Source organism: Flavobacterium sp., assembly GCF_044357305.1.
Taxonomy (GTDB): Bacteria; Bacteroidota; Bacteroidia; order Flavobacteriales; family Flavobacteriaceae; genus Flavobacterium.
Genome location: NZ_JBIKPS010000009.1, coordinates 53915 through 73822, shown reverse-complemented (window position 1 = coordinate 73822; position 19908 = coordinate 53915). Strand labels below are relative to the sequence as shown.

20 protein-coding genes and 1 tRNA gene are annotated in these 19908 nt (G+C 33.6%); 11 read left to right on the top strand and 10 right to left on the bottom strand.

Annotated elements, in window-relative coordinates:
- Window positions 1-22: 22 nt before the first annotated feature.
- Window positions 23-1063: a 23S rRNA (adenine(2503)-C(2))-methyltransferase RlmN gene (gene rlmN / locus ACIQ2J_RS08015; protein ID WP_396168369.1), complete on the bottom strand. Its 1041-nt coding sequence runs from the start codon at window positions 1061-1063 to the stop codon at window positions 23-25.
- Window positions 1064-1112: 49 nt separating this feature from the next.
- Here rlmN and ACIQ2J_RS08010 point away from each other — a divergent pair, with 49 nt between their 5' ends.
- The 3 genes from ACIQ2J_RS08010 to ACIQ2J_RS08000 are packed head-to-tail and all read left to right on the top strand — an operon-like array spanning window position 1113 to window position 2292.
- Window positions 1113-1343, top strand: a complete 231-nt coding sequence (locus tag ACIQ2J_RS08010) for a hypothetical protein (protein ID WP_396168367.1) — start codon at window positions 1113-1115, stop codon at window positions 1341-1343.
- Window positions 1340-1648 (top strand): type II toxin-antitoxin system RelE/ParE family toxin, encoded by a 309-nt coding sequence (locus ACIQ2J_RS08005; RefSeq protein WP_396168365.1) that lies wholly within the window; start codon window positions 1340-1342, stop codon window positions 1646-1648. The genes ACIQ2J_RS08010 and ACIQ2J_RS08005 overlap by 4 nt, the downstream gene beginning before the upstream one ends.
- Before the next feature lie 2 nt (window positions 1649-1650).
- On the top strand, window positions 1651-2292 hold the full coding sequence (locus ACIQ2J_RS08000; protein ID WP_396168363.1) for an O-methyltransferase: 642 nt from the start codon (window positions 1651-1653) through the stop codon (window positions 2290-2292).
- On the opposite strand, the gene ACIQ2J_RS07995 is transcribed toward ACIQ2J_RS08000, so the two are convergent.
- Genes ACIQ2J_RS07995 through ACIQ2J_RS07975 form a run of 5 tightly spaced genes read right to left on the bottom strand, consistent with a single transcriptional unit; the run spans window position 2289 to window position 6825 of the window.
- A complete protein-coding gene (locus tag ACIQ2J_RS07995; RefSeq protein ID WP_396168361.1) occupies window positions 2289-2843 on the bottom strand; it encodes a phosphatase PAP2 family protein in 555 nt (184 codons plus the stop codon). The two genes, ACIQ2J_RS08000 and ACIQ2J_RS07995, sit on opposite strands and share 4 nt — an antisense overlap.
- Window positions 2843-3190, bottom strand: coding sequence for a twin-arginine translocase TatA/TatE family subunit (locus tag ACIQ2J_RS07990; RefSeq protein WP_396168359.1), 348 nt, complete (start codon window positions 3188-3190; stop codon window positions 2843-2845). The genes ACIQ2J_RS07995 and ACIQ2J_RS07990 overlap by 1 nt, the downstream gene beginning before the upstream one ends.
- Window positions 3191-3231: 41 nt before the next feature.
- On the bottom strand, window positions 3232-5481 hold the full coding sequence (locus ACIQ2J_RS07985) for a M1 family metallopeptidase (RefSeq protein ID WP_396168356.1): 2250 nt from the start codon (window positions 5479-5481) through the stop codon (window positions 3232-3234).
- 59 nt (window positions 5482-5540) lie between these two features.
- Window positions 5541-6041 carry a DUF6702 family protein gene (locus tag ACIQ2J_RS07980; RefSeq protein ID WP_396168353.1) on the bottom strand — a complete coding sequence of 167 codons (501 nt, stop codon included), beginning with the start codon at window positions 6039-6041 and terminating at the stop codon, window positions 5541-5543.
- Window positions 6042-6099: 58 nt separating this feature from the next.
- On the bottom strand, window positions 6100-6825 hold the full coding sequence (locus ACIQ2J_RS07975) for a hypothetical protein (RefSeq protein WP_396168351.1): 726 nt from the start codon (window positions 6823-6825) through the stop codon (window positions 6100-6102).
- 123 nt (window positions 6826-6948) lie between these two features.
- Here ACIQ2J_RS07975 and pepE point away from each other — a divergent pair, with 123 nt between their 5' ends.
- Window positions 6949-7650 (top strand): dipeptidase PepE, encoded by a 702-nt coding sequence (gene pepE / locus ACIQ2J_RS07970; protein WP_396168349.1) that lies wholly within the window; start codon window positions 6949-6951, stop codon window positions 7648-7650.
- A gap of 43 nt (window positions 7651-7693) precedes the next feature.
- Here the strand turns inward: pepE and ACIQ2J_RS07965 are convergent.
- A tRNA-Gly gene (locus tag ACIQ2J_RS07965) sits at window positions 7694-7766 on the bottom strand.
- Between the two features lie 145 nt (window positions 7767-7911).
- Between ACIQ2J_RS07965 and ACIQ2J_RS07960 the strand changes: the two genes are divergently transcribed.
- Both ACIQ2J_RS07960 and ACIQ2J_RS07955 read left to right on the top strand, forming a co-directional pair.
- Window positions 7912-8364, top strand: a complete 453-nt coding sequence (locus ACIQ2J_RS07960; protein WP_396168347.1) for a GNAT family N-acetyltransferase — start codon at window positions 7912-7914, stop codon at window positions 8362-8364.
- Window positions 8357-10057, top strand: coding sequence for a murein L,D-transpeptidase (locus ACIQ2J_RS07955; RefSeq protein WP_396168345.1), 1701 nt, complete (start codon window positions 8357-8359; stop codon window positions 10055-10057). Before ACIQ2J_RS07960 ends, ACIQ2J_RS07955 begins: the two co-directional genes overlap by 8 nt.
- On the opposite strand, the gene ACIQ2J_RS07950 is transcribed toward ACIQ2J_RS07955, so the two are convergent.
- Window positions 10049-10750 carry a murein L,D-transpeptidase catalytic domain family protein gene (locus tag ACIQ2J_RS07950; RefSeq protein ID WP_396168343.1) on the bottom strand — a complete coding sequence of 234 codons (702 nt, stop codon included), beginning with the start codon at window positions 10748-10750 and terminating at the stop codon, window positions 10049-10051. The genes ACIQ2J_RS07955 and ACIQ2J_RS07950 overlap by 9 nt on opposite strands.
- A gap of 296 nt (window positions 10751-11046) precedes the next feature.
- On the opposite strand from ACIQ2J_RS07950, the gene ACIQ2J_RS07945 reads away from it, so the two are divergent.
- Together ACIQ2J_RS07945 and gpmI are read left to right on the top strand one after the other, a co-directional pair.
- A complete protein-coding gene (locus ACIQ2J_RS07945) occupies window positions 11047-13467 on the top strand; it encodes a DUF5916 domain-containing protein (RefSeq protein ID WP_396168341.1) in 2421 nt (806 codons plus the stop codon).
- Between the two features lie 129 nt (window positions 13468-13596).
- Window positions 13597-15114 (top strand): 2,3-bisphosphoglycerate-independent phosphoglycerate mutase, encoded by a 1518-nt coding sequence (gpmI, locus tag ACIQ2J_RS07940; protein WP_396168339.1) that lies wholly within the window; start codon window positions 13597-13599, stop codon window positions 15112-15114.
- A 135-nt stretch (window positions 15115-15249) separates the two neighbouring features.
- Here the strand turns inward: gpmI and ACIQ2J_RS07935 are convergent, their stop codons facing one another.
- Both ACIQ2J_RS07935 and ACIQ2J_RS07930 read right to left on the bottom strand, forming a co-directional pair.
- Window positions 15250-15492, bottom strand: a complete 243-nt coding sequence (locus ACIQ2J_RS07935) for a hypothetical protein (protein WP_396168337.1) — start codon at window positions 15490-15492, stop codon at window positions 15250-15252.
- A 165-nt stretch (window positions 15493-15657) separates the two neighbouring features.
- Window positions 15658-16008 (bottom strand): helix-turn-helix domain-containing protein, encoded by a 351-nt coding sequence (locus ACIQ2J_RS07930; RefSeq protein WP_396168335.1) that lies wholly within the window; start codon window positions 16006-16008, stop codon window positions 15658-15660.
- 188 nt (window positions 16009-16196) lie between these two features.
- Between ACIQ2J_RS07930 and ACIQ2J_RS07925 the strand changes: the two genes are divergently transcribed.
- The 3 genes from ACIQ2J_RS07925 to ACIQ2J_RS07915 all read left to right on the top strand — a co-directional run bounded on the left by ACIQ2J_RS07925 (window position 16197) and on the right by ACIQ2J_RS07915 (window position 19615).
- Window positions 16197-16517, top strand: coding sequence for a hypothetical protein (locus ACIQ2J_RS07925; protein WP_396168331.1), 321 nt, complete (start codon window positions 16197-16199; stop codon window positions 16515-16517).
- 66 nt (window positions 16518-16583) lie between these two features.
- Window positions 16584-17924 (top strand): hypothetical protein, encoded by a 1341-nt coding sequence (locus tag ACIQ2J_RS07920; RefSeq protein ID WP_396168328.1) that lies wholly within the window; start codon window positions 16584-16586, stop codon window positions 17922-17924.
- A gap of 5 nt (window positions 17925-17929) precedes the next feature.
- Window positions 17930-19615, top strand: a complete 1686-nt coding sequence (locus ACIQ2J_RS07915) for a T9SS type A sorting domain-containing protein (RefSeq protein ID WP_396168325.1) — start codon at window positions 17930-17932, stop codon at window positions 19613-19615.
- Window positions 19616-19908: the final 293 nt, after the last annotated feature.

Sequence of the window (19908 nt, the reverse complement as noted above, 5' to 3'; positions counted from 1 at the left end):
AGTCCCAATTGGGACTTTTTTTTTATGCTTCTTTATTAGCCAATTGACCACAAGCGGCATCAATATCTTTACCACGACTTCTTCGCACTTTGGCTACTATATTGTTTTTAGTCAATTCTTGGATATACAAATTTATTGCTTCATCGGATGCTTGTTGGAATTCACCATCATCAATTGGGTTGTATTCAATTAAATTCACCTTACAAGGCACATATTTACAGAATTTAACAAGAGCGTCAACCGCTTCTTTGGTGTCGTTAATTCCGCCCCAAACTACATATTCGTAAGTGATTTTGCTTTTGGTTTTTTGATACCAATATTCTAATGATTCGCGTAAATCTGCTAACGGAAAATTTTTACTAAAAGGCATAATTCTGGCTCTTACTTCATCAATGCCCGAGTGTAAAGAAACTGCCAGATTGAATTTCACGGCATCATCCGCCATTTTCTTAATCATCTTTGGAATTCCAGAGGTAGAAACAGTAATTCGTTTGGGCGACATCCCTAGACCTTCTTCCGAAGTAATTCTATCAATTGCTTTTATGACGTTGTTGTAATTCATCAACGGCTCTCCCATTCCCATAAAAACGATATTGGAAAGTGGGCGGTTGTGATACAATTTACTTTCGTTATCTATTGCGAGAACTTGGTCGTAAATTTCGCCAGGCTCTAGATTTCGCATTCGTTTTAAACGAGCAGTGGCGCAAAAATTACAATCCAAACTACAACCTACTTGCGAGGATACGCAAGCCGTAGTTCTTGTTTTGGTAGGAATTAAGACACTTTCAACAACCAAACCATCGTGAAGACGCACCGCATTTTTAACTGTTCCATCGGCACTGCGTTGCATAGTATCCACTTTGATGTGGTTGATTACAAAATTAGCTTCTAGCATGGCGCGAGTTTCCTTAGAAACATTGGTCATGTCTTCAAAACTATGAGCACCTTTACTCCACAACCATTCATAAACTTGATTGCCACGAAAAGGCTTATCGCCATTGGCAACAAAAAAATCTCGTAGTTCTTCTTTAGAAATAGCTCTAATGTCTTTTTTCTCCATCATGGTGTAAAGGTAAAAACAATTTAGTATTTTTGTGTAAAACAATTTTATTATGGACATCCTAGAATTAAAAAATAAAATCCACCAACAAATTGAAAATTCTAACGAGGAAGTTTTGATTCGTATATCGGAAATTTTAGAAAAATATTCTAATGACACTATTGATTCTATTGCAATTATAAAAGAATTTTTAGAACTTAGTGAAAAGGAGTATGAAGAAGGTAAAACGGAACCCTATTTGAATATTTTAAACGAAAGTAAATCAAAATATTTTAGTGAATGACCGTAATTTGGACATCCATTGCGAAAAAGTCTTATGCTGAAAATATAGAATTTTTATTAAAAATTTGGAATTTAAAAATTGCACAAGATTTTATTCTAGAAGTTGAAAAAGTAATGGCACTAATTTCAAGTCAACCCACTATTTTTGAAAAATGGGAGTTTGATGAAAATTACCGAAAAGGATTTATTCACAAAAATGTTAGTTTTTATTATAAAATAAAGGCATCTGAAATAGTTGTATATCTTTTTTGGAATAGCCTCCAAAATCCAAATAAAATAAAAAAAATCTTATCAAAGCCAAACTAACCATGCATTTCATATCCGAAGAATTAGAAGCCTACGTAGAACAACATTCGCAAATCGAACCCAATTTGTTGGTGCAATTATTTAAAGAAACCCATCAGAAAATTCTTCAACCTCGAATGTTAAGCGGTCATTTTCAAGGTAGAGTTTTAAGTATGCTATCTAAAATAATACATCCTAAAAACATTCTTGAAATTGGCACATATACTGGTTACGCTGCTTTGTGCTTAGCTGAAGGATTGCAAAAAGAGGGGACTTTGGATACTATTGATATCAAAGAAGAATTAGTTTCTATCCAACAGAAATATTTCGATTTATCGCCATGGAAAAACCAAATCACTGCACATTTGGGTAATGCTATAGAAATTATTCCAACATTAAATAAAAAATACGACTTGGTTTTTATAGATGCCGATAAAGAAAATTACATCCATTATTTTAATTTGATTGTTCCCATAATGAATACCGGAGGCATCATCCTTTCGGACAATGTATTGTGGAGTGGCAAAGTTTTAGAAGAATTGAATCCGAAAGATACAAGCACAAAAGTACTATTAGAATACAATCAAATCGTGAACAACGACCCTAGAGTAGAAACCGTTTTATTGCCAATTCGGGATGGACTAACGGTTTCGAGAGTACTTTAATATTTATTAAAATACTTTTGGTAAAAGAAATAAAAAACAATTCCAAAAGTTGCTCCAAAGAAATATCCAGTTACAATATCGGTAGGAAAATGAACTCCAAGATAAATTCGGCTGTAAGCAAAAATCAACGGATAGAGAAATATTAGAAGGGCATATTTGTAGTATTTTCTTAAAATAAAATACAAGAATAGCATTGTTGCCATAGAATTAGAAGCATGCCCAGAGAAAAAACTAAACGAATCCGACTGGTGCACTATTCGGATGATTCCATTAATTTCAGGATCGTTGCAAGGTCGCAAACGATGAAAGGTAGATTTGAAAAATTCAACCGAAGTATTGCAACAAAACAAAATAACGGCAATAAATAGAACTACAACTCCAAGATTTTTAGCACCTATTTTCTTGTAAAGCAAATAAGCCAAAAGCAAGAAAAATGGCGTCCAATAAGCTTGTTTTGTAATTAGTAACCAAAGTCCATCGAAAGTTGGCGAACCCAATCCGTTCAAAAAAATAAACACCTTTTTATCTAAAGCAATGATTTTTTCGAGCATTACATTTGGCGTTTTATCGGTCCGGTAACGTCTTCTACTTCCTCTTTAATTTGAGTTATATTGGTTGGAATTTCTTCTAAAATATTCTTTCCAAAATTGGCAGTAGAAGAAGCAACCGAAGTTTTTACATCATCTACTTCTTGAGTGAAATTTCCTGTTATATTTTTTATAGAAGCATTAATATCCTTGACATCAACACTTTTTTGTATTTCGTTTTTAATTTCATTAGTAGCATTTTTTAGGGTTGCTAAAATTTTAGCATAACCTCGCACTACGTCTGGTAAATTTTTAGAACCAAACAATAAAAAAGCGACAATTATAATGAAAAAGAACTCACTTCCAAACATGATTATTTAATTTTATATAGCATTGCAAAGGTACAAAGTTCTTAATCAAATTTCGATTTTACTTCTTCTTTTGGCCAAGTATTATTGGTTACATCAATATCGGCAGTTTCCAACTTTGGATCCAATTGAATTTTCACAATTGCCTTTTGCGATGCAAAGGTTCTATTTACCTCTTTATCATTCATTCTCCAGATTTGCGCCGGAAATTTTTGAATTTCCGTAGTACCATCTTCGTAAGTTAATTCTACAATAATTGGCATTACTAGTGCGCCTGGTTTATTAAACGTAACTTGATAAAAATACTTCGGTTCGTTTAGTTTAGCACGCTCTTCGGCATTAAAATGCGAAGTAACATAGTCATTCAAAGCAGTATAATCGGTAATTTTAAAAGGCTTGTTTAATTCTGGCTTATAGTCTTCACTACCCTCTTCAATCATGTAAACCATTGGCCCAGGATTGGTATCACGGCGTCTTTGCTTCTTCATGAATTCCGTAACTTCTTTAGAAGGCTCGTTGCTTACATAATACTTTTTCACTTCTTTTATTCCGATATCATTGGCGTCGGTGGTATAAAACCAACCTCTCCAAAACCAATCCAAATCTACTGCCGAAGCATCTTCCATAGTTCTAAAGAAATCTTCTGGTGTTGGATGTTTGAATTTCCAACGGTTGGCATAGGTTTTAAATGCATAATCAAACAACTCATGCCCCATAACCGTTTCCCGAAGGATGTTCAAAGCTGTTGCTGGTTTTCCGTAAGCGTTATTTCCAAACTGGCGAATACTTTCAGAATTGGTCATAATAGGTTCCAATCCTTTTTGATCACCACTCATGTAAGGCACAATATTTTTAGCAGGTCCGCGACGAAGTGGAAAATTTGGGTCAAATGATTTTTCGGCTAAAAATTCCATAAACGAGTTCAAACCTTCGTCCATCCATGTCCATTGGCGCTCATCCGAATTGATAATCATTGGAAAAAAATTGTGTCCAACTTCATGACAAATCACACCCAACATTCCGTATTTAGTTTGGTCGTTGTATTTGCCTTGTGCATCGGGACGACCGTAATTCCAACAAATCATTGGATATTCCATCCCTTGGTCTCTAGCATTGATTGAAATTGCTTTTGGGTAGGGATAATCAAAAGTATAACTAGAATAACTTTTTAAAGTATGGGCGATAATTCTAGTAGAATATTGCTCCCAAAGTGGATTCCCCTCTTTAGGATATAACGAAATTGCCATTGACGTAGTACTTCCGGTTTTAACCGCCATAGCATCATAAATAAATTTTCTAGAAGTGGATATCCCAAAATCACGAACATTATCCGCTTTGAATTTCCAAGTTTTTTTCTTGTCAGAAAATCCTTTTTCAGCTGCTTCGGCTTCCGCTTGCGTCACCACAATTACAGGGTTATCGAATGATTTTTCTGCTTGTGCATAACGCGCTAATTGTGCCGGAGTAAAAACTTCTGCTCTATTCAATAAGTTTCCGGTGGCTTCCAAAATATGATCTGCAGGAACGGTAATGTTTACTTCAAAATTTCCGAAAGGCAAAGCGAATTCTCCTGAACCCCAAAATTGCATGTTTTGCCACCCTTCCACATCATTATAAACCGCCATTCTTGGGTAAAATTGAGCAATAACATATAAATTATTTCCATCGGTATCAAAATGTTCGTAGCCCGAACGACCTCCATCTAAAGTATAATTATTGATGTTGTACCACCATTTAATAGAAAAGGAAATCTTCTCTCCATGTTTTAAAACTTTAGGCAATTCGATACGCATCATCGTTTGATTAATACTGTATTGCATTGGTTTTCCTAAGGCATCTTTTACAAATTCTATATTAAAACCACCATCAAAATCGGCTTCTAAATATTTTCTAGAAAAACCTTGAACTCCCATTGCAGGATCGGTTTTATTGCTTTCTACCAATGGTGTAAGCGACTTACGCGATTGTTGGTTTTGATCTAATTGAACCCAAAGATAATCTAGCGATTCTTTGGCATTATTCGTGTAGGTAATAGTTTCTTGTCCGTAAAGTTTGGTGTTTTTATCGTCCAACTCCACATCCATTTTATAATCGGCTTGTTGCTGATAATATTCTGGTCCTGGTGCTCCAGAAGCGGTACGATACATATTGGGAGTTGCCAATAAATCATACATTTGTTGAAATTTATCTGGATTTTTTTCACTTAGAGTAGCCTGTTTTGGGGTTTCTTGTGCTATAATTCCTATAGAAAAAAACAGAAAAATCAATTTAATTAAAGTGGAGCAATACTTCATACCTAATTTTTTTAAGAGTATAAAAGTAATTGTTTTTAATGAAAAATAATATTTTGCAATTATTTTAACACTCGTTTAGAATTTTCGAAAGTCAATACTTCACTTTGTTTTTGGCCATTTATTGTGGTTTGGATAATATTTTGTTGTTCGGAATTCCATTCGGTTAACGCACTATTTTCAATTTCTAAATTGGTAATTTTCGAAACATCGGAAATTCTGAAATAACAAATTAGCACATTTGCTTCTACTTCTTTGCTTAAAAAAGCCATTGGTTTTACTACTCCATTTACTTTCAAAAAGAATTTTTCAGCAAGATATTTCTTCATGTTTACTTCATCTAAGGCAGTTTCTTGACCTGTTCCTAAATTGGACTTTACATGATATTTTTTCTCCATAGCAGCGTTTAAATCGTCTACAAAAATGCGAGAAGTAATTTGAATTCGTTTCTTTTGAGGCACATAATCTATTTGATAAATAGCCATATAAAATTTATGAATTCCCATAGAAGACAAACTCACAAATAACATTAATAATAGGAGGAAACGGAAATATTTTGACATTCTAATGGGACTTTACTGCTTATTTTTATTAATCTTGAAATCCAAAAATAGTTTAAATTTATTTCTCTAGCAAAAGACCTTTATACCGCACCGCTAATTCATTCATAATAAAAGTTGCCATCGTTTTGTTTTTAGATTTTACCGCTTGAGCAAATTTTGCGTCTTCTACTATATAATATTCAAATCCTTTTACATAATCTTCTGGAATTTTTAAGGTTTGGGTAAAGTATTTAGTTTCGTACCACCTTTCCACTTTATCCATTAAGGTTTCTTTTTTCTCGACTTCTTTTTCTTTTTTAAGCATTGCAGTCCGTCCAGACATCCAGTTTAATATGGGATCTATTCCACCCCCAGAAGTTGCAGTATATAACTTTCGTTCGGCAGGGGTATAATGTTTGGTAAATGGAGAAATGATTCCCAAAGAAACAGCATTAATATTTTTAAATTCGTTAATTTTTACCTCATCTAAAAACCTAACTATGGGCTCCATTTTCACAAAGAAAAGATTACTTGTGAAATCACTTTCTTTTAATGCCACTTTCAATGCTTTAAATTGAACCGAAGAAAATAGTAAAGTATCGCCAACATTAGCATGAATAGAAAAATACCCTCCTTTTTCTGTTAAAGTAGATTTTTCTGTTTTAAGGTTTATCAAATAAATACTTTCTAAATCATTGTAACTTGATGTTACTTTTCCGTTTATTATTTTAGAAATAGAAGCCGTTTGCCCTTGAGCAAAAGTTACTAAAAAAAGTAAAAGAAAGTTAAATTTAATGATTTTCAAAACAAAAGGAATTGTTAATTTATTGGACAAAAGTATCCAAAAGTATTCCAAAAAAAAGGCCAATACAATTGTAAATCTATGTTAATTATTAATTTGTAAATTTGCCTTAAATTTAAATAACAAATGAAAAACCTAATTATAGCAAGTACTTCCACCCTTCATGGAGGAGACTATTTACACTATTTAATGCCCGTTTTAGAAAATCATTTTGCTAATTGCGAAACTATTGTTTTCGTTCCGTATGCACGTCCGGGTGGAATTACCCATGATGAATATACTGAAACGGTTCAAAAGGCATTTTCAAAAATTAATAAAAAAGTAGTCGGTTTACATACTTTTGATAATCCAGCGGAAGCTCTTGCAACCGCAGAAGGCATTTTTACTGGTGGCGGAAATACCTTCTTATTGGTAACACAGCTGTATCAAAACAAAACCATGGAAGCTTTATCTAATGCTATTACAAATGGAACTCCTTATTTAGGGACTAGTGCAGGTAGTAATATCACTGGAATTTCGATGCAAACTACTAACGATATGCCTATTATTTACCCACCAAGTTTTACAACCTTGGGCGCTATACCGTTTAATTTGAATCCGCATTATTTAGATGCCGATACCCAAAGCAAGCACATGGGAGAAACTCGAGAAACCCGAATTAAAGAATTTCATGCATTTAACGATATTCCCGTTTTAGGATTGCGCGAAGGCAGTTGGCTGGAGGTAAAAGGGAATGCAATAATTTTGAAAGGAACGTTAACCGCTAGATGGTTTACTCAAAACAATGCTCCTATAGAGTTACTTCCCGAAACTAATTTAGGAAAATAAAGACAATAAAAAAACCCGAATCAAACGAATCGGGTTTTTGCAGAGCGGAAGACGAGGCTCGAACTCGCGACAACCAGCTTGGAAGGCTGGAGCTCTACCAACTGAGCTACTTCCGCATTGTGAGTGCAAATATAATGGATTTGTTTCTTTAGATGCAAATTTTTTTTAAGATTTTTAAGCAACTAGTATATTTTATAACTTTACTGCCTCGTAAAAGTTTTATTATTAAATTGTTACCAATTATTTAAAATTAAAAAAAACATGGAAATCATCAAAGATATCAGTGCAATAGAGACTTTTTTGGTTCGCCAACCAGTTTTAAGACCTGGAAAACCAATAGAAAGTTGTCAGTTTGATGGTGACACCCTAGAAACTACTATACATTTCGGCTTATTTATTGACGAAAAATTAATTGGCGTTGTTTCTGTTTTTAATAATAAAAATACTACTTTTATATCCCCAAATCAATTTCAGATAAGAGGAATGGCAATTCTACCCAAATTTCAAAAACGAGGTTTTGGTCAAAAATTAGTGAACCACTGCGAAGAATTCATCCAAAACCAAAAAGGCAATCTAATTTGGTTTAACGCACGCGAAAATGCCGTTTCTTTTTACGAAAAATTACATTATAAAAAAATTGGAGACCCTTTCACTATTACAGATATCGGGCTTCATTATTTAATGAAAAAAGAAATTGATTACCCTTATGAATAAAATCTACCTATTATCCTTTATCGTTATTTTATCCAGCTGCAATAAAACTAGCTCTAACAGTTCTACTTCTGAAGCTTCCTTTCTTGATTTTCATTTATTTGCCAAAAGCAAAATAAGTATCGACTCAACAACAATCATTGATACTAAGAACGAACACCTCATTGAATTTTACCGCAAGCACCAATTTGAAACGGTTTGGAATTCTCAATCCGATCGAGACCAATTCCTTCAAGAAATTGCCACTGCCGAGAATGAAGGCTTGGAACCAGAAGACTACAATTATAAAGAGTTATATTCTTTAGAAGAGAAGCGAGAAAATTTGCCGGATTCTTCCTTAACAAAATACGACATTCTGCTTACACGAAGTGCACAACGCTACATCAACCACCTCAGCAAAGGGAAACTAAATCCAAAATTATTGTATGCTAATTGGGATTTGGAAGAAAAAAAAGTCCCAATTAATGCCATTTTAGGGGATGGTTTGGACAATGACAATTTAAAAACTGCTATAGAAAATTGCAAACCAAAGCATTGGATGTACCAAAGATTAAAAGCTAGTTTAAAAATTTTAAAGCAATTTCCAGAAGACAACCTTACCGAACTTGTTGATTTAAAAGAACGAATAGTTCCAAACAAGAAGAATAAATACCTACCATTAATTAAGAAAAGGTTAATGTACTGGGGAGACATGGCTGAAAAAGACACCATTTTATCTCTACTTTACACTAAAAAAACACAAGAAGCGGTTAAGATTTTCCAAGCCAGACATGGACTTAAACCGGATGCCGTAATTGGCCGTAGCACCATTGATGCCCTTAATTTTAGTAGAAACCAACGAATAGAACAAGTAATTGCCAACTTAGAACGTTGGAGATGGTTTGCCAGTGATTTTGGAGAACATTATTTATTGATAAACATTCCCGATTATTCTATTGTTGCAGTAAAAAATAAGGATACACTGCAATCGCAACGCGTGGTAGTGGGAAGAGATACCCGAAAAACTCCCGTATTAGAATCTAAAATATCCAACATTAACTTGAACCCAAATTGGACGGTTCCACCTACCATTTTAAAAGAAGATATTTATCCCGATGCGATTAAAGACCGAAGTGCTTTTAGGAAAAAAGGATTGGTTATTTTAGATCAAAAGAATAACGAAATCAATCCATGGACTTGGAAAATGGAAGATGCTGGCAAATATAAATACGTACAGAAACCAAGTAAAAACAACTCTTTAGGATCGATGAAAATTAATTTTCCTAACCACTATTCGGTGTATTTGCACGACACTAATCATCGTGATTTTTTCTCCTATTCCTTCCGATCCTTAAGTTCGGGTTGCGTTCGATTGGAAAAACCACTTGAAATGGCTGCCTATATTTTAAACGACACCATCAAATGGCCGCTTCATAGAATAAAAGACACAACGGATATTACCTATTATCGCAAACTGCAAAGAAAAAAACAACAGGAAATTGATTTAAAAAACGCCAAACTTTTAGCTAAAAATCCAGATTTAATTATAGAAAAGAAAACCTTTCCAAAACCCGAGCTAAAAACCATTGTGATTAAAGTCAATGAAAATATTCGCTTACACCAATTATATTGGACTGCCTGGGAGTCCAATGGCGTGCTCAATTTCAGAGAAGATATTTATTGTTTGGATGCCGATTTATATAATAAATTAAGATAATAGTTTAGTAGTTGTACTATTGTTTTTGGAGGAATGGTAAATAAACAAACACGATTTATTTTTTATAGTTTCGATAATTTTTTTACTTAATGCCATTGGCACTGCAGGGCAGCCATGACTTTTACCTAATCGGCTGTGATTTTTCAAAAAGTTATCCGAAACGTAATCGGCTCCATGAATTACAATAGCCCGTTGTCGAGCATTATCGTTCACCCCTTTTTCTAAACCATCCAATTTTAGAGACAACCCATGTTTTCCTTGGTACACTTCACCTGTTGCATAAAAACCAAGACTGCTTTTATTAGATTCGTTAGTGTTAGAAAATTGATCCGCATAATCTTCCCCCGAATTTTTGCCATGTGCAACTAAACTATTCAATATTATTTTGTTTTGAACCATATCAATAATCCAAAGGCGTTTCACTCTAGAGCTCAAACTAAAGTCAATAATGGTAAGAAAATCCTTTTGAAAGAATCCTTTGTCTTTAAAAGAATAAAATCCTTTTAATGCTTGAGAGAAGCTTTCCATATTTGGAAGCTGAAAATGATTTGCATTCAAAGTGTTATAAACCGTAACCACCTTCTTGGAGGAAGAAGCCATAACAATTTTCTTGGGATGTATTTCTTTTTTAAAATTTGGAACAATAAAAAAGAGACCTAATAAGGTAAGACCTAAAAATGTAATTAATTTCATAATATTAAGTAGGTTAAGATTATTTTTTGCTTTTTTCAAAGATACTACCTCAAAAAAGTGATGTCAAGTTAATTGTATAATATTTAACGATTAAGCGCTATATTATTCGACAAAATACAGAAAAAGAAAAATACTTATGCTGTTTTTCAAATTTCTATATTTACTTAATTTGCCTAAAAAGGGTTTAATCACAAGGGATTTGTTCAGAAAAAAAATTATAAAACTGTAACAATTAACAATTTTTATAGTCTATTGTACGACAGGACATTTTAACTTCGCCGATTGAAATTTATACTATGCACAAATTATCTTTAAATCTTTGTTTTATATTTTTATTAATAGGATTCTTTGGATTTTCCCAAACTCCTAAGAAAACATTACATACCAAATTTTGTGCCGAAAAAATCGCTATAGACGGAAAGTTAACCGAACCGATTTGGGCAAATGCAGAGATTGCAACCAATTTCACCATGACCTCGCCCGATAATGGCAAACCCGAATCCAAAGACCGCAAAACGGAAGTTAAAGTTGTTTATGACAATGATGCTATATACATTGGAGCAATTTTATACGATAATGAACCAACAAAAATCAGAAAAGAATTAACTTCTAGAGACGATTGGGCCACCGCCGATATGTTTGCGGTTTTCCTTAATGGTTATAACGACAGCCAACAAGAATCGCGATTTATTGTTAGTGCAGCTGGAGTACAATTGGATTGTATTTATACCAGTACCAATGGAGAAGATTACTCTTGGAATGCCATTTGGGATAGTCATGTAGAAATCACGAGTTATGGATGGGTGGTGGAAATGAAAATTCCGTATGCTGCCGTTCGGTTTTCTTCGGATAAAAAACAAACTTGGGGATTGAATTTCTTTAGAGATGTAAGTCGCGATCGGCAGCAATTTAGCTGGAATTTAATTGATAATAAAATTAATAATGAAAGCGTTCAGGCCGGAATTTTAGATGGTATCGAAAACATAGAAACCCCTACCCGATTGTTTTTAATTCCTTATGCTTCCTATTATGTTAATAGCACAAAAGAACAAACCACTGGAAAACTTAAAGGGGGATTGGACATTAAATATGGCATTAACGATGCTTTTACATTAGATGCTATTATGGTTCCCGATTTTGGCCAAACAGCATACGATAATATAGTACTGAACTTAAGTCCGTTCGAGCAACAATTTAGTGAAAACCGACCTTTCTTTACCGAAGGAACCGACCTATTTAGTAAAGGCAACATTTTTTATTCCCGACGAATTGGAGGCGGACCATCTACTTATGCAAATCTTGGAACGGATGAAATTTTTACCAAAAACCCAGCAACAGTTAACCTTTTAAACGCTTTAAAAATTTCTGGAAGGACTAAAAGTGGTTTGGGAATTGGAGTGTTAAATGCGGTTACCGATAAAACATTTGCCGAAATAAAAAACACGGCTACTGGTGCAGAACGAAAAGAATTGGTTGAGCCTTTAGCAAATTACAATGTGTTGGTTTTGAACCAACGCTTTAGAAAAAACTCCTCAGTTTCCCTTGTAAATACTAACGTAACCCGAAATGGTGAATTTAGGGATGCTAATGTTTCTGCGTTGGTTTTCGATTTGAATACCACAAAAAACACCTTCAACGTTTCAGGAGATTACAAATACAGTTATGTAAATGATTTTGGCACTTCCGAAAATAAAAAAGGACATGAAATGTCTCTAAATCTTGCAGAAACTAGTGGCAAATTTAGATATTCCATAGGATCGGAATTCTATTCAAAAGATTATGATCCAAACGATTTGGGAATCAATTACCAAACCCATTACCACAATATTTATACCAACCAAAGTTACCGTATATTAAATCCAACCAAACGATTCAACAGTTTTTACTTTAATTTAAATGAATACGTAGAATTTGACAATCGAACGGATCGATTACAAAACGCCAATTTTTCTTTAGATATAAATACTACCAATAAGAAAAACGACTACTATGGAATCGGATTTAGTTTGAGACCTTTGAAAACATCCGATTTTTACGAACCAAGATCCGATTTTGAAATGAAATACGTTGTTCAACCGGAATTCATAAACCCTTGGTTCTATCTTTCTACCAATTACAACCGAAAATTTGCGTTAGATTTTAATCCTTCATTTTCAATTATCAATGAAAAAAACCGATACAACCTTAATGCATCTATTACCCCTAGATACCGTTTTAGCGATAAATTTTCTTTGAGTTATTCGTTTTCGTATAATTACCAAAACAATAATGTGGGCTGGGTAGCATTTGACGATAGCAGCAACACTATTTTTGCTCGAAGAAATAGAACCACTTACAGCAACGCATTGCAAGGAAAATATTCTATAAATAATGTAATGAACTTCAATTTATCCGTGCGTCATTATTGGAGTTATGCCTTGAACAATAAATTCATGACCCTACAAGAAAACGGCACCTTAACCGATAACACGACCTATACTACCAACCAAGATCGGTATTACAATTCTTGGAATCTCGATTTATCGTATTCTTGGTGGTTTGCTCCCGGAAGCCAAATTTCTGTTTTGTACCGAAATAGTTCTTCTTATTATCCCGATGCAGATTTTAGTCAAGACTATGGACAAAATTTCAAAAATTTATTTAGAGCCGATAGTTTAAACAATGTGCTTTCCATTAGTGTTCGTTATTTTATCGATTACAATAGAATAAAACATTAGTACTAAAACTAATAGCTTTGTAAATTCTTAACAAACACTAAAACGTTTTCGTTGTTTTTAGTTAAAATTTAACCCCTTCTTTTAAGTTGCGATTTTGCAAATGAGTATCTTTGTAAAAAATAAAATCTCATGAACAAGAAAGTAATTTTAATGATTCTAGACGGATGGGGGAAATCTCCCGATCCAAAAGTATCTGCTATAGATAATGCTACTATTCCTTTTATAAATAGTTTATATACCAAATACCCTAGCGCACAACTTAGAACCGATGGTTTAAATGTTGGATTGCCCGAAGGACAAATGGGAAATTCCGAAGTAGGCCACATGAATTTGGGTGCCGGACGAATTGTATACCAAGATTTGGCTAAGATAAATTTGGCGGTTCAAAATAAAACCATGAACCAAGAAAAGCCTCTTTTGGATGCGTTTCAATATGCCAAAGACCACAACAAAAAAGTACATTTTTTAGGATTAGTTTCTAATGGCGGCGTGCACTCACATACTTCGCATTTGTACGGATTGTTGGATGCTGCCAAAGACTTTGGTTTGCAAAAAGTATTCGTACATGCCTTTACCGATGGGCGCGACGTAGACCCTAAATCGGCTGCGAAAGATATTGCCAATTTGGAAAACCACATGAAAGGTTCCAATGCAAAAATTGCTACCATCATTGGTCGTTATTATGCTATGGACCGGGACAAACGTTGGGAACGAGTAAAATTGGCGTACGATGTATTGGTTGAAAATGAAGGAACTCCCTCTATTAATGCTGTAGAAAGCATCCAAAAAAGTTATGCCGAAAATGTAACCGATGAATTCTTGCAACCTATTGTTATGGTAGATGCCAATGGCGTTCCATTAGCAAAAATAGAAGAAGACGATGTGGTTATTTTCTTTAATTTCCGAACGGATAGAGGTCGGGAGTTGACCGAAGTGCTTTCGCAAAAAGATATGCACGAATTCAACATGCACAAAATGAATTTGTATTATGTTACCATGACCAATTATGATGATACGTACCAAAACGTTCATGTAATTTACGACAAAGACAACCTTACCGAAACGCTAGGAGAGATTTTAGAAAAGGCGGGTAAAACCCAAATTCGTATTGCCGAAACCGAAAAATACCCTCACGTTACGTTTTTCTTTTCTGGCGGAAGAGAGATTCCGTTTGTGGGAGAAACTAGAATTTTACGCAATTCTCCAAAAGTAGCCACCTACGATTTACAACCCGAAATGAGCGCCTTTGAATTGAAAGATGCTTTAATTCCCGAACTTAAAAAAGGAGAAGTAGATTTTGTATGCCTAAATTTTGCCAATGGCGATATGGTGGGACATACTGGCGTAATGGCTGCTGCTATAAAAGCTTGCGAAGCGGTAGATGCTTGTGTAAAAGAAGTTGTTGAGGCGGCTCTTGAAAACAATTACACCACGATAATCATTGCCGACCACGGAAATTGCGAAACGATGATTAACCCAGATGGTTCACCAAATACGGCGCATACTACCAACCCTGTGCCCATTATTTTGGTAGATAAAGAATTGAAAACCATTCACGATGGCGTTCTTGGGGATATTGCTCCTACTATTTTAGAATTAATGGGGGTTGCAAAACCAGACGTAATGACAAGACATTCGTTGTTGTAGAATAGTATTAAAATATTAATAGTATAAAAAAACTGGCAATTGCCAGTTTTTTTTATAAAGTAAATTTACCTACATCTTGATAATTATTCTAGCATCGATTTTTGCTAGTTTCGACCAAGAAATCTCCATCCGAATTTATCTATTATAAAGGTGAGGGAAACGTTTTTTAGTTTCTTCCATTACAGCATTGTGCGGAGTAGTTCCTTCTTTTTCTATAGATTTTAAGGCTTCGTCTATAGCGTTTTTTTGTTCATTGGACAACAAACAAATATCAGATACCATCATGGATTTTATTTGCTCAATAAGTGAATTATCTTGTAACTGATTAATCCAGTTGATTATATTTACCTTATCGGTTTGTAATTGTTGTGCTTCCATTATTTTTAATTTAATACTACCTGCCGTTTTCACTAACAAGCTGTTAACGAATACATCCCAAAGTTATACAAAAAAAACAGATAATACAATAGGATTTACTGACTCTATTTATGAGATTCCTACTGTAACGGAATATATTTGGCACTGTAAGAGTAACTTAAAAAATTATTTATCTTGTAGCAATTTCATTAATTGTATTTGTTCTTTAAGAGACTGAATAGTTTCTTCGTATTGCTGAATTAATTTATCTGGAATATTAATATGATTTATTCCAATATACCCATCTTGTTTGCAATTGTTAAAAACCTGTTTATCATCAAAACCCAATACTTCCATAGAACCAACACCTAATGCCTCAGAAATTTCATTTAACCTATTGATGGTTAATTGCGTTTCACCCGATTCTATTTTACTATACGCCCGAGTAGATAAGCCCAACTTTTGAGCCACATATTCTTGTGTAATATTTTTCAACTCTCTTATTTGTTTAATCTTAATTTCTGCTTGTTGTATCATGATAAAAGTATTAATAGTTCAAAATTAGACGTTTTTATTCAATTAAAGAAATTTTACAAAAGTTTTTTTCTTAATTCCAATTGTAAGTTTGTAGGAAATTACGTAAAGCAACTATTTCAAGACAATAAATAAATGTAAAAATATTTATACGAAACTCATTAGGCGGGCTAATTAATAAAAAATGGAAAATGGAACAAATAATATTACCACATGCTAATAATAAAACAATTCCTATTCAGGATTTAATAGCACACTTCAAAGAAAGCAAAATTGAATATATGATTATAGGATCAAATAAAGTAATCTTAAGTCTACATCCAAAACCAAAATCACTCGATGTTTGGATAAGAACTCATAAAAATGTAATAGGTCATGCAAACACTTGTCAGTCAGTAAATAATGTAGTTAGTCAACTTATAAAAAACAAATCCTTTTCTTTAGGTTTAAGAAAATGTCCAAAAAGTAAACGAATATGTAAATCTTTAGTTTTCTGTGACCGTAATAATTAATGTTGTCTATTTAAGCTTTCCAAAATTATACACGAATAAAAAAAATCAATTTTACATAAAATAACCATGAAAAAAATCTTTACAATTTTAACTTTTCTTACGGCTACCAGCATTTTTGCTACAGACCGTTTTGTTGACCCCAACCTTTCCGCAGGTAATGGAACTACTTTATTCACTTCAATTACTTCCGCTGTAAATGCTGCAGTAAACGGGGATAGAATAATTATTGCTTCTACAACCTATAATGAACCAGAGTTAACAATTTCAAAATCACTACAGATAATGCCCCAAACTCCTGGCACAACAATTAATTTCAATGCAAATATTATTATTAGTGGTTTTGCAGGAATGAAATTAGAAATAATAGGATTTAATTTAGGTATTTATTCATTTAATGCTAGTCCAATAATAGGAGGCATAGCTTCAAACAGAAGTAAAATAAGTATTATAAATTGTAGTTCGGAATATTTATCGTTTGATAATGATTATTATCAAGTGAATTTTATTGAAAATCAAATTACAAACGGGATTATTTTTAGAAATGGTAATGTAATAAAGAATATAACAAAACAAATTTCTCTAATGGATGAGCCTCAAGATAATCCTAACATAACTGAACGTAATTTAATAATAGCAAATCAAGTACAGTTTTTGATTGGGGTTTTCAATAATGATTATCCTGTGGTAGTAGCAAATAATTCTATGCGGGATTTATCTTTTAGAAGATGGAATGCAAATGAAAATATAAAAAACTACATAACAAATAATGAATTTACAGATAATTGTGTGTTAAATTTTTCCATTTCAAGTGTGCCAAGATACAATATTATTTTTTCTAGTAATAAATTTATTAATGGGTTTGTGACAGCATCTAGTGGTAATTGTGGTTTATTTTATCAACAAAGTTATACTACTTTGCCAAACTCACCTATGAGCTACAATGAATGGATGCCTTCATGGAACTGGTGTTGTAATGGACCTAGTGGATGGTATTATATAAATGGGCAAAACAATCCAACCATGCCTCCTAATTTCATGTGTTATGGCTGGGTTTCTTTAGGGTCTAATAATTTTCCCAATATTAACGTTCCAGGATTTTTTGATTTTTCATATAATGGACTTCAAACAGCATTCATTAACCCTACATCTGGTTCTCCTTTAAATTTAACAAATATTCAAGGACCAGCTAACGAAATTGATGGAGGAAATCCTAATCACCAATTTTACGACATTGATTTAACAATTAATGATAGGGGAAGAAATGGAGGTCCATATTCACTATTAAATTACAATCCGACATCAAACTCGAATAATAGCAAAGCGTTTATTTTTGATTTAGATATGCCAACGGATTTGTTTCCTGGTCAAAGTATAGATATTAAAGCTAAAGGATACCATAAAAATTAAGTAGTATGAAAAAGTTAATACTATTATTTTTATTAGTAGGCAGTTGTATTAATGCACAGCAAAAAATTACTGCAGCAGAATATTTTTGGGGAACTATTGACCCTGGAAATGGTAACGGTACAATATTAATTGCAGAAGATGGAGTGTTTAATGAAAGGGTGGAAAGTATAATTGCAAATTATGTTAATACTCAAACAAATATTGGACCTGTATTATTTAATATTAGGGTAAAAGATGGAAGTAACTTATGGGGTCCCATTTTCAAAAAAGTTATGTTTGTTATGCCAAATACTTCTAATTCAAGACAAATAAAACTTACTAAGTTTGAATATTTCTTTGGTAATTTTGATCCAGGAGAAGGCAGCGGAACTACTATTGTAGCTTTTGACGGTGCACTTGACGAGGCTGTAGAAACCATTTTTAGAACTCAAGCCACTTGGGATATTGCTTCAGGACCAATATTATTTAACATTCGTGCAAAAGATGTAAATAATAATTGGGGACCTTTATTTAAAAAAGTGGTTTTTCCATATGGAGCGAACCCTAATGCCAATTTAGTTCAAGAAGGTGATGCGTTACAAATTTGTCCTGATACACCTGTAACCCTAAATTATGCAGGGCCAAATGGATTTACTCCTACTTGGTTTGATGGCACTCACGGACAATCTGTTACCTTTACTCCAACATTAGCGGGCGATTATGGTGTTTCTGCGACATTAGATAACACAACTTATACAGACGCAATAAATATTACATTTAAACCATTACCAATTGCAACAATGACTCCTTCTGGGCAGGTTTTGGTATGTGCTTCAAGTAATTTTAATTTGGTTGCTAATTCAGGAACTAATTTAACCTATCAGTGGACTTTAAATGGAAATACTATTGTAAGTGGAATAAATATCAATTATTTACCTACTGCTACGGGTAGTTATGCCGTTAAAGTTACAGACAGTTCATCAGGTTGTACAAAAACATCGGATGTAACGGTATTATCAAGTTCTTTTGTAATGAGTCCTAACGGAACAAATTCTTTTTGTGGGTCTCAACTATTAACAGTGCCTGCAGGCTCATCTAACAGTTATCAGTGGAAAAAGGACGGAGTGACTATTTCAGGAGCAACGTCAGCTACTTATTCTGCTACTGCTTCTGGAAGTTATACTTGTGTAATTACTAATGGTTCCTGTTCTTCAACTACAAGCGCTACAATACTAAATACAACGAGTGCTCCGACTGGAACTTCAAGTCAAACATTTAGTACTGGTAACACACTAGCTAATCTTATTGTGACCGGGACGAATATTCAATGGTATAGCACTTCCGCTGGAAATAGTGCCATTTCAAATACAACTCCCTTAGTTTCTGGTACAACTTATTATGTTAGTCAAACAGTTAATGGTTGCGAAGGTCCAAGATTAGCAATAACTGTAACACTAGGTTTAGGAGTTAATCAAAATCAATTACTAACGATTGATTTCAACCCGAATCCAGTTAAGGATTTTATAACGATAAAATCTAATGAGATACTAAAACAAATTTCTGTTTATAATGTGCTTGGGCAATTGTTAATTAATCAGTTTAAGAACAGTAGTGAGTTCAATATGGATTTAACTATTTTGCCTTCTGGCAATTATATTATTAAGGCAGAAACTGAAAATAAAGAACAGGTTTTTAAAATTGTAAAACAATAAAAGTTTCAGTTAGTATTTTTTTAAAGGCCACAAATTCGTTTGTGGCTTTTACGTTTAAATGTCAAAACGGTGGCATTCTAAAAAATCCGTGGCATCCGTGAGAATCTGTGGCAAAAAAAACAAAATTATAAGGCATTAAGCCTTATGTAAAAAGCATTAAGCCTTATGTAAAAAGCATTAAGCCTTACCGAAACTCTATATTGACTTACCGAAGCTCTATAAGGTCTTACCGAAAACCTATATTGACCTACCGAAGCTCTATACTGACCTACCGAAACTCTATACTGACCTAC

What these genes read in the sequence shown, in the direction of transcription:
- ACIQ2J_RS07955 (WP_396168345.1), top strand. Translation starts at nt 8,357, where the DNA reads ATGAATAAAATCTACCTATTATCCTTTATCGTTATTTTATCCAGCTGC.
- rlmN (WP_396168369.1), bottom strand. Translation starts at nt 1,063, where the DNA reads ATGATGGAGAAAAAAGACATTAGAGCTATTTCTAAAGAAGAACTACGA.
- gpmI (WP_396168339.1), top strand. Translation starts at nt 13,597, where the DNA reads ATGAACAAGAAAGTAATTTTAATGATTCTAGACGGATGGGGGAAATCT.
- ACIQ2J_RS07995 (WP_396168361.1), bottom strand. Translation starts at nt 2,843, where the DNA reads ATGCTCGAAAAAATCATTGCTTTAGATAAAAAGGTGTTTATTTTTTTG.
- ACIQ2J_RS08010 (WP_396168367.1), top strand. Translation starts at nt 1,113, where the DNA reads ATGGACATCCTAGAATTAAAAAATAAAATCCACCAACAAATTGAAAAT.
- ACIQ2J_RS07935 (WP_396168337.1), bottom strand. Translation starts at nt 15,492, where the DNA reads ATGGAAGCACAACAATTACAAACCGATAAGGTAAATATAATCAACTGG.
- ACIQ2J_RS07915 (WP_396168325.1), top strand. Translation starts at nt 17,930, where the DNA reads ATGAAAAAGTTAATACTATTATTTTTATTAGTAGGCAGTTGTATTAAT.
- ACIQ2J_RS07945 (WP_396168341.1), top strand. Translation starts at nt 11,047, where the DNA reads ATGCACAAATTATCTTTAAATCTTTGTTTTATATTTTTATTAATAGGA.
- ACIQ2J_RS07990 (WP_396168359.1), bottom strand. Translation starts at nt 3,190, where the DNA reads ATGTTTGGAAGTGAGTTCTTTTTCATTATAATTGTCGCTTTTTTATTG.
- ACIQ2J_RS07930 (WP_396168335.1), bottom strand. Translation starts at nt 16,008, where the DNA reads ATGATACAACAAGCAGAAATTAAGATTAAACAAATAAGAGAGTTGAAA.
- ACIQ2J_RS07960 (WP_396168347.1), top strand. Translation starts at nt 7,912, where the DNA reads ATGGAAATCATCAAAGATATCAGTGCAATAGAGACTTTTTTGGTTCGC.
- ACIQ2J_RS08000 (WP_396168363.1), top strand. Translation starts at nt 1,651, where the DNA reads ATGCATTTCATATCCGAAGAATTAGAAGCCTACGTAGAACAACATTCG.
- ACIQ2J_RS08005 (WP_396168365.1), top strand. Translation starts at nt 1,340, where the DNA reads ATGACCGTAATTTGGACATCCATTGCGAAAAAGTCTTATGCTGAAAAT.
- ACIQ2J_RS07980 (WP_396168353.1), bottom strand. Translation starts at nt 6,041, where the DNA reads ATGTCAAAATATTTCCGTTTCCTCCTATTATTAATGTTATTTGTGAGT.
- ACIQ2J_RS07920 (WP_396168328.1), top strand. Translation starts at nt 16,584, where the DNA reads ATGAAAAAAATCTTTACAATTTTAACTTTTCTTACGGCTACCAGCATT.
- ACIQ2J_RS07985 (WP_396168356.1), bottom strand. Translation starts at nt 5,481, where the DNA reads ATGAAGTATTGCTCCACTTTAATTAAATTGATTTTTCTGTTTTTTTCT.
- pepE (WP_396168349.1), top strand. Translation starts at nt 6,949, where the DNA reads ATGAAAAACCTAATTATAGCAAGTACTTCCACCCTTCATGGAGGAGAC.
- ACIQ2J_RS07950 (WP_396168343.1), bottom strand. Translation starts at nt 10,750, where the DNA reads ATGAAATTAATTACATTTTTAGGTCTTACCTTATTAGGTCTCTTTTTT.
- ACIQ2J_RS07925 (WP_396168331.1), top strand. Translation starts at nt 16,197, where the DNA reads ATGGAACAAATAATATTACCACATGCTAATAATAAAACAATTCCTATT.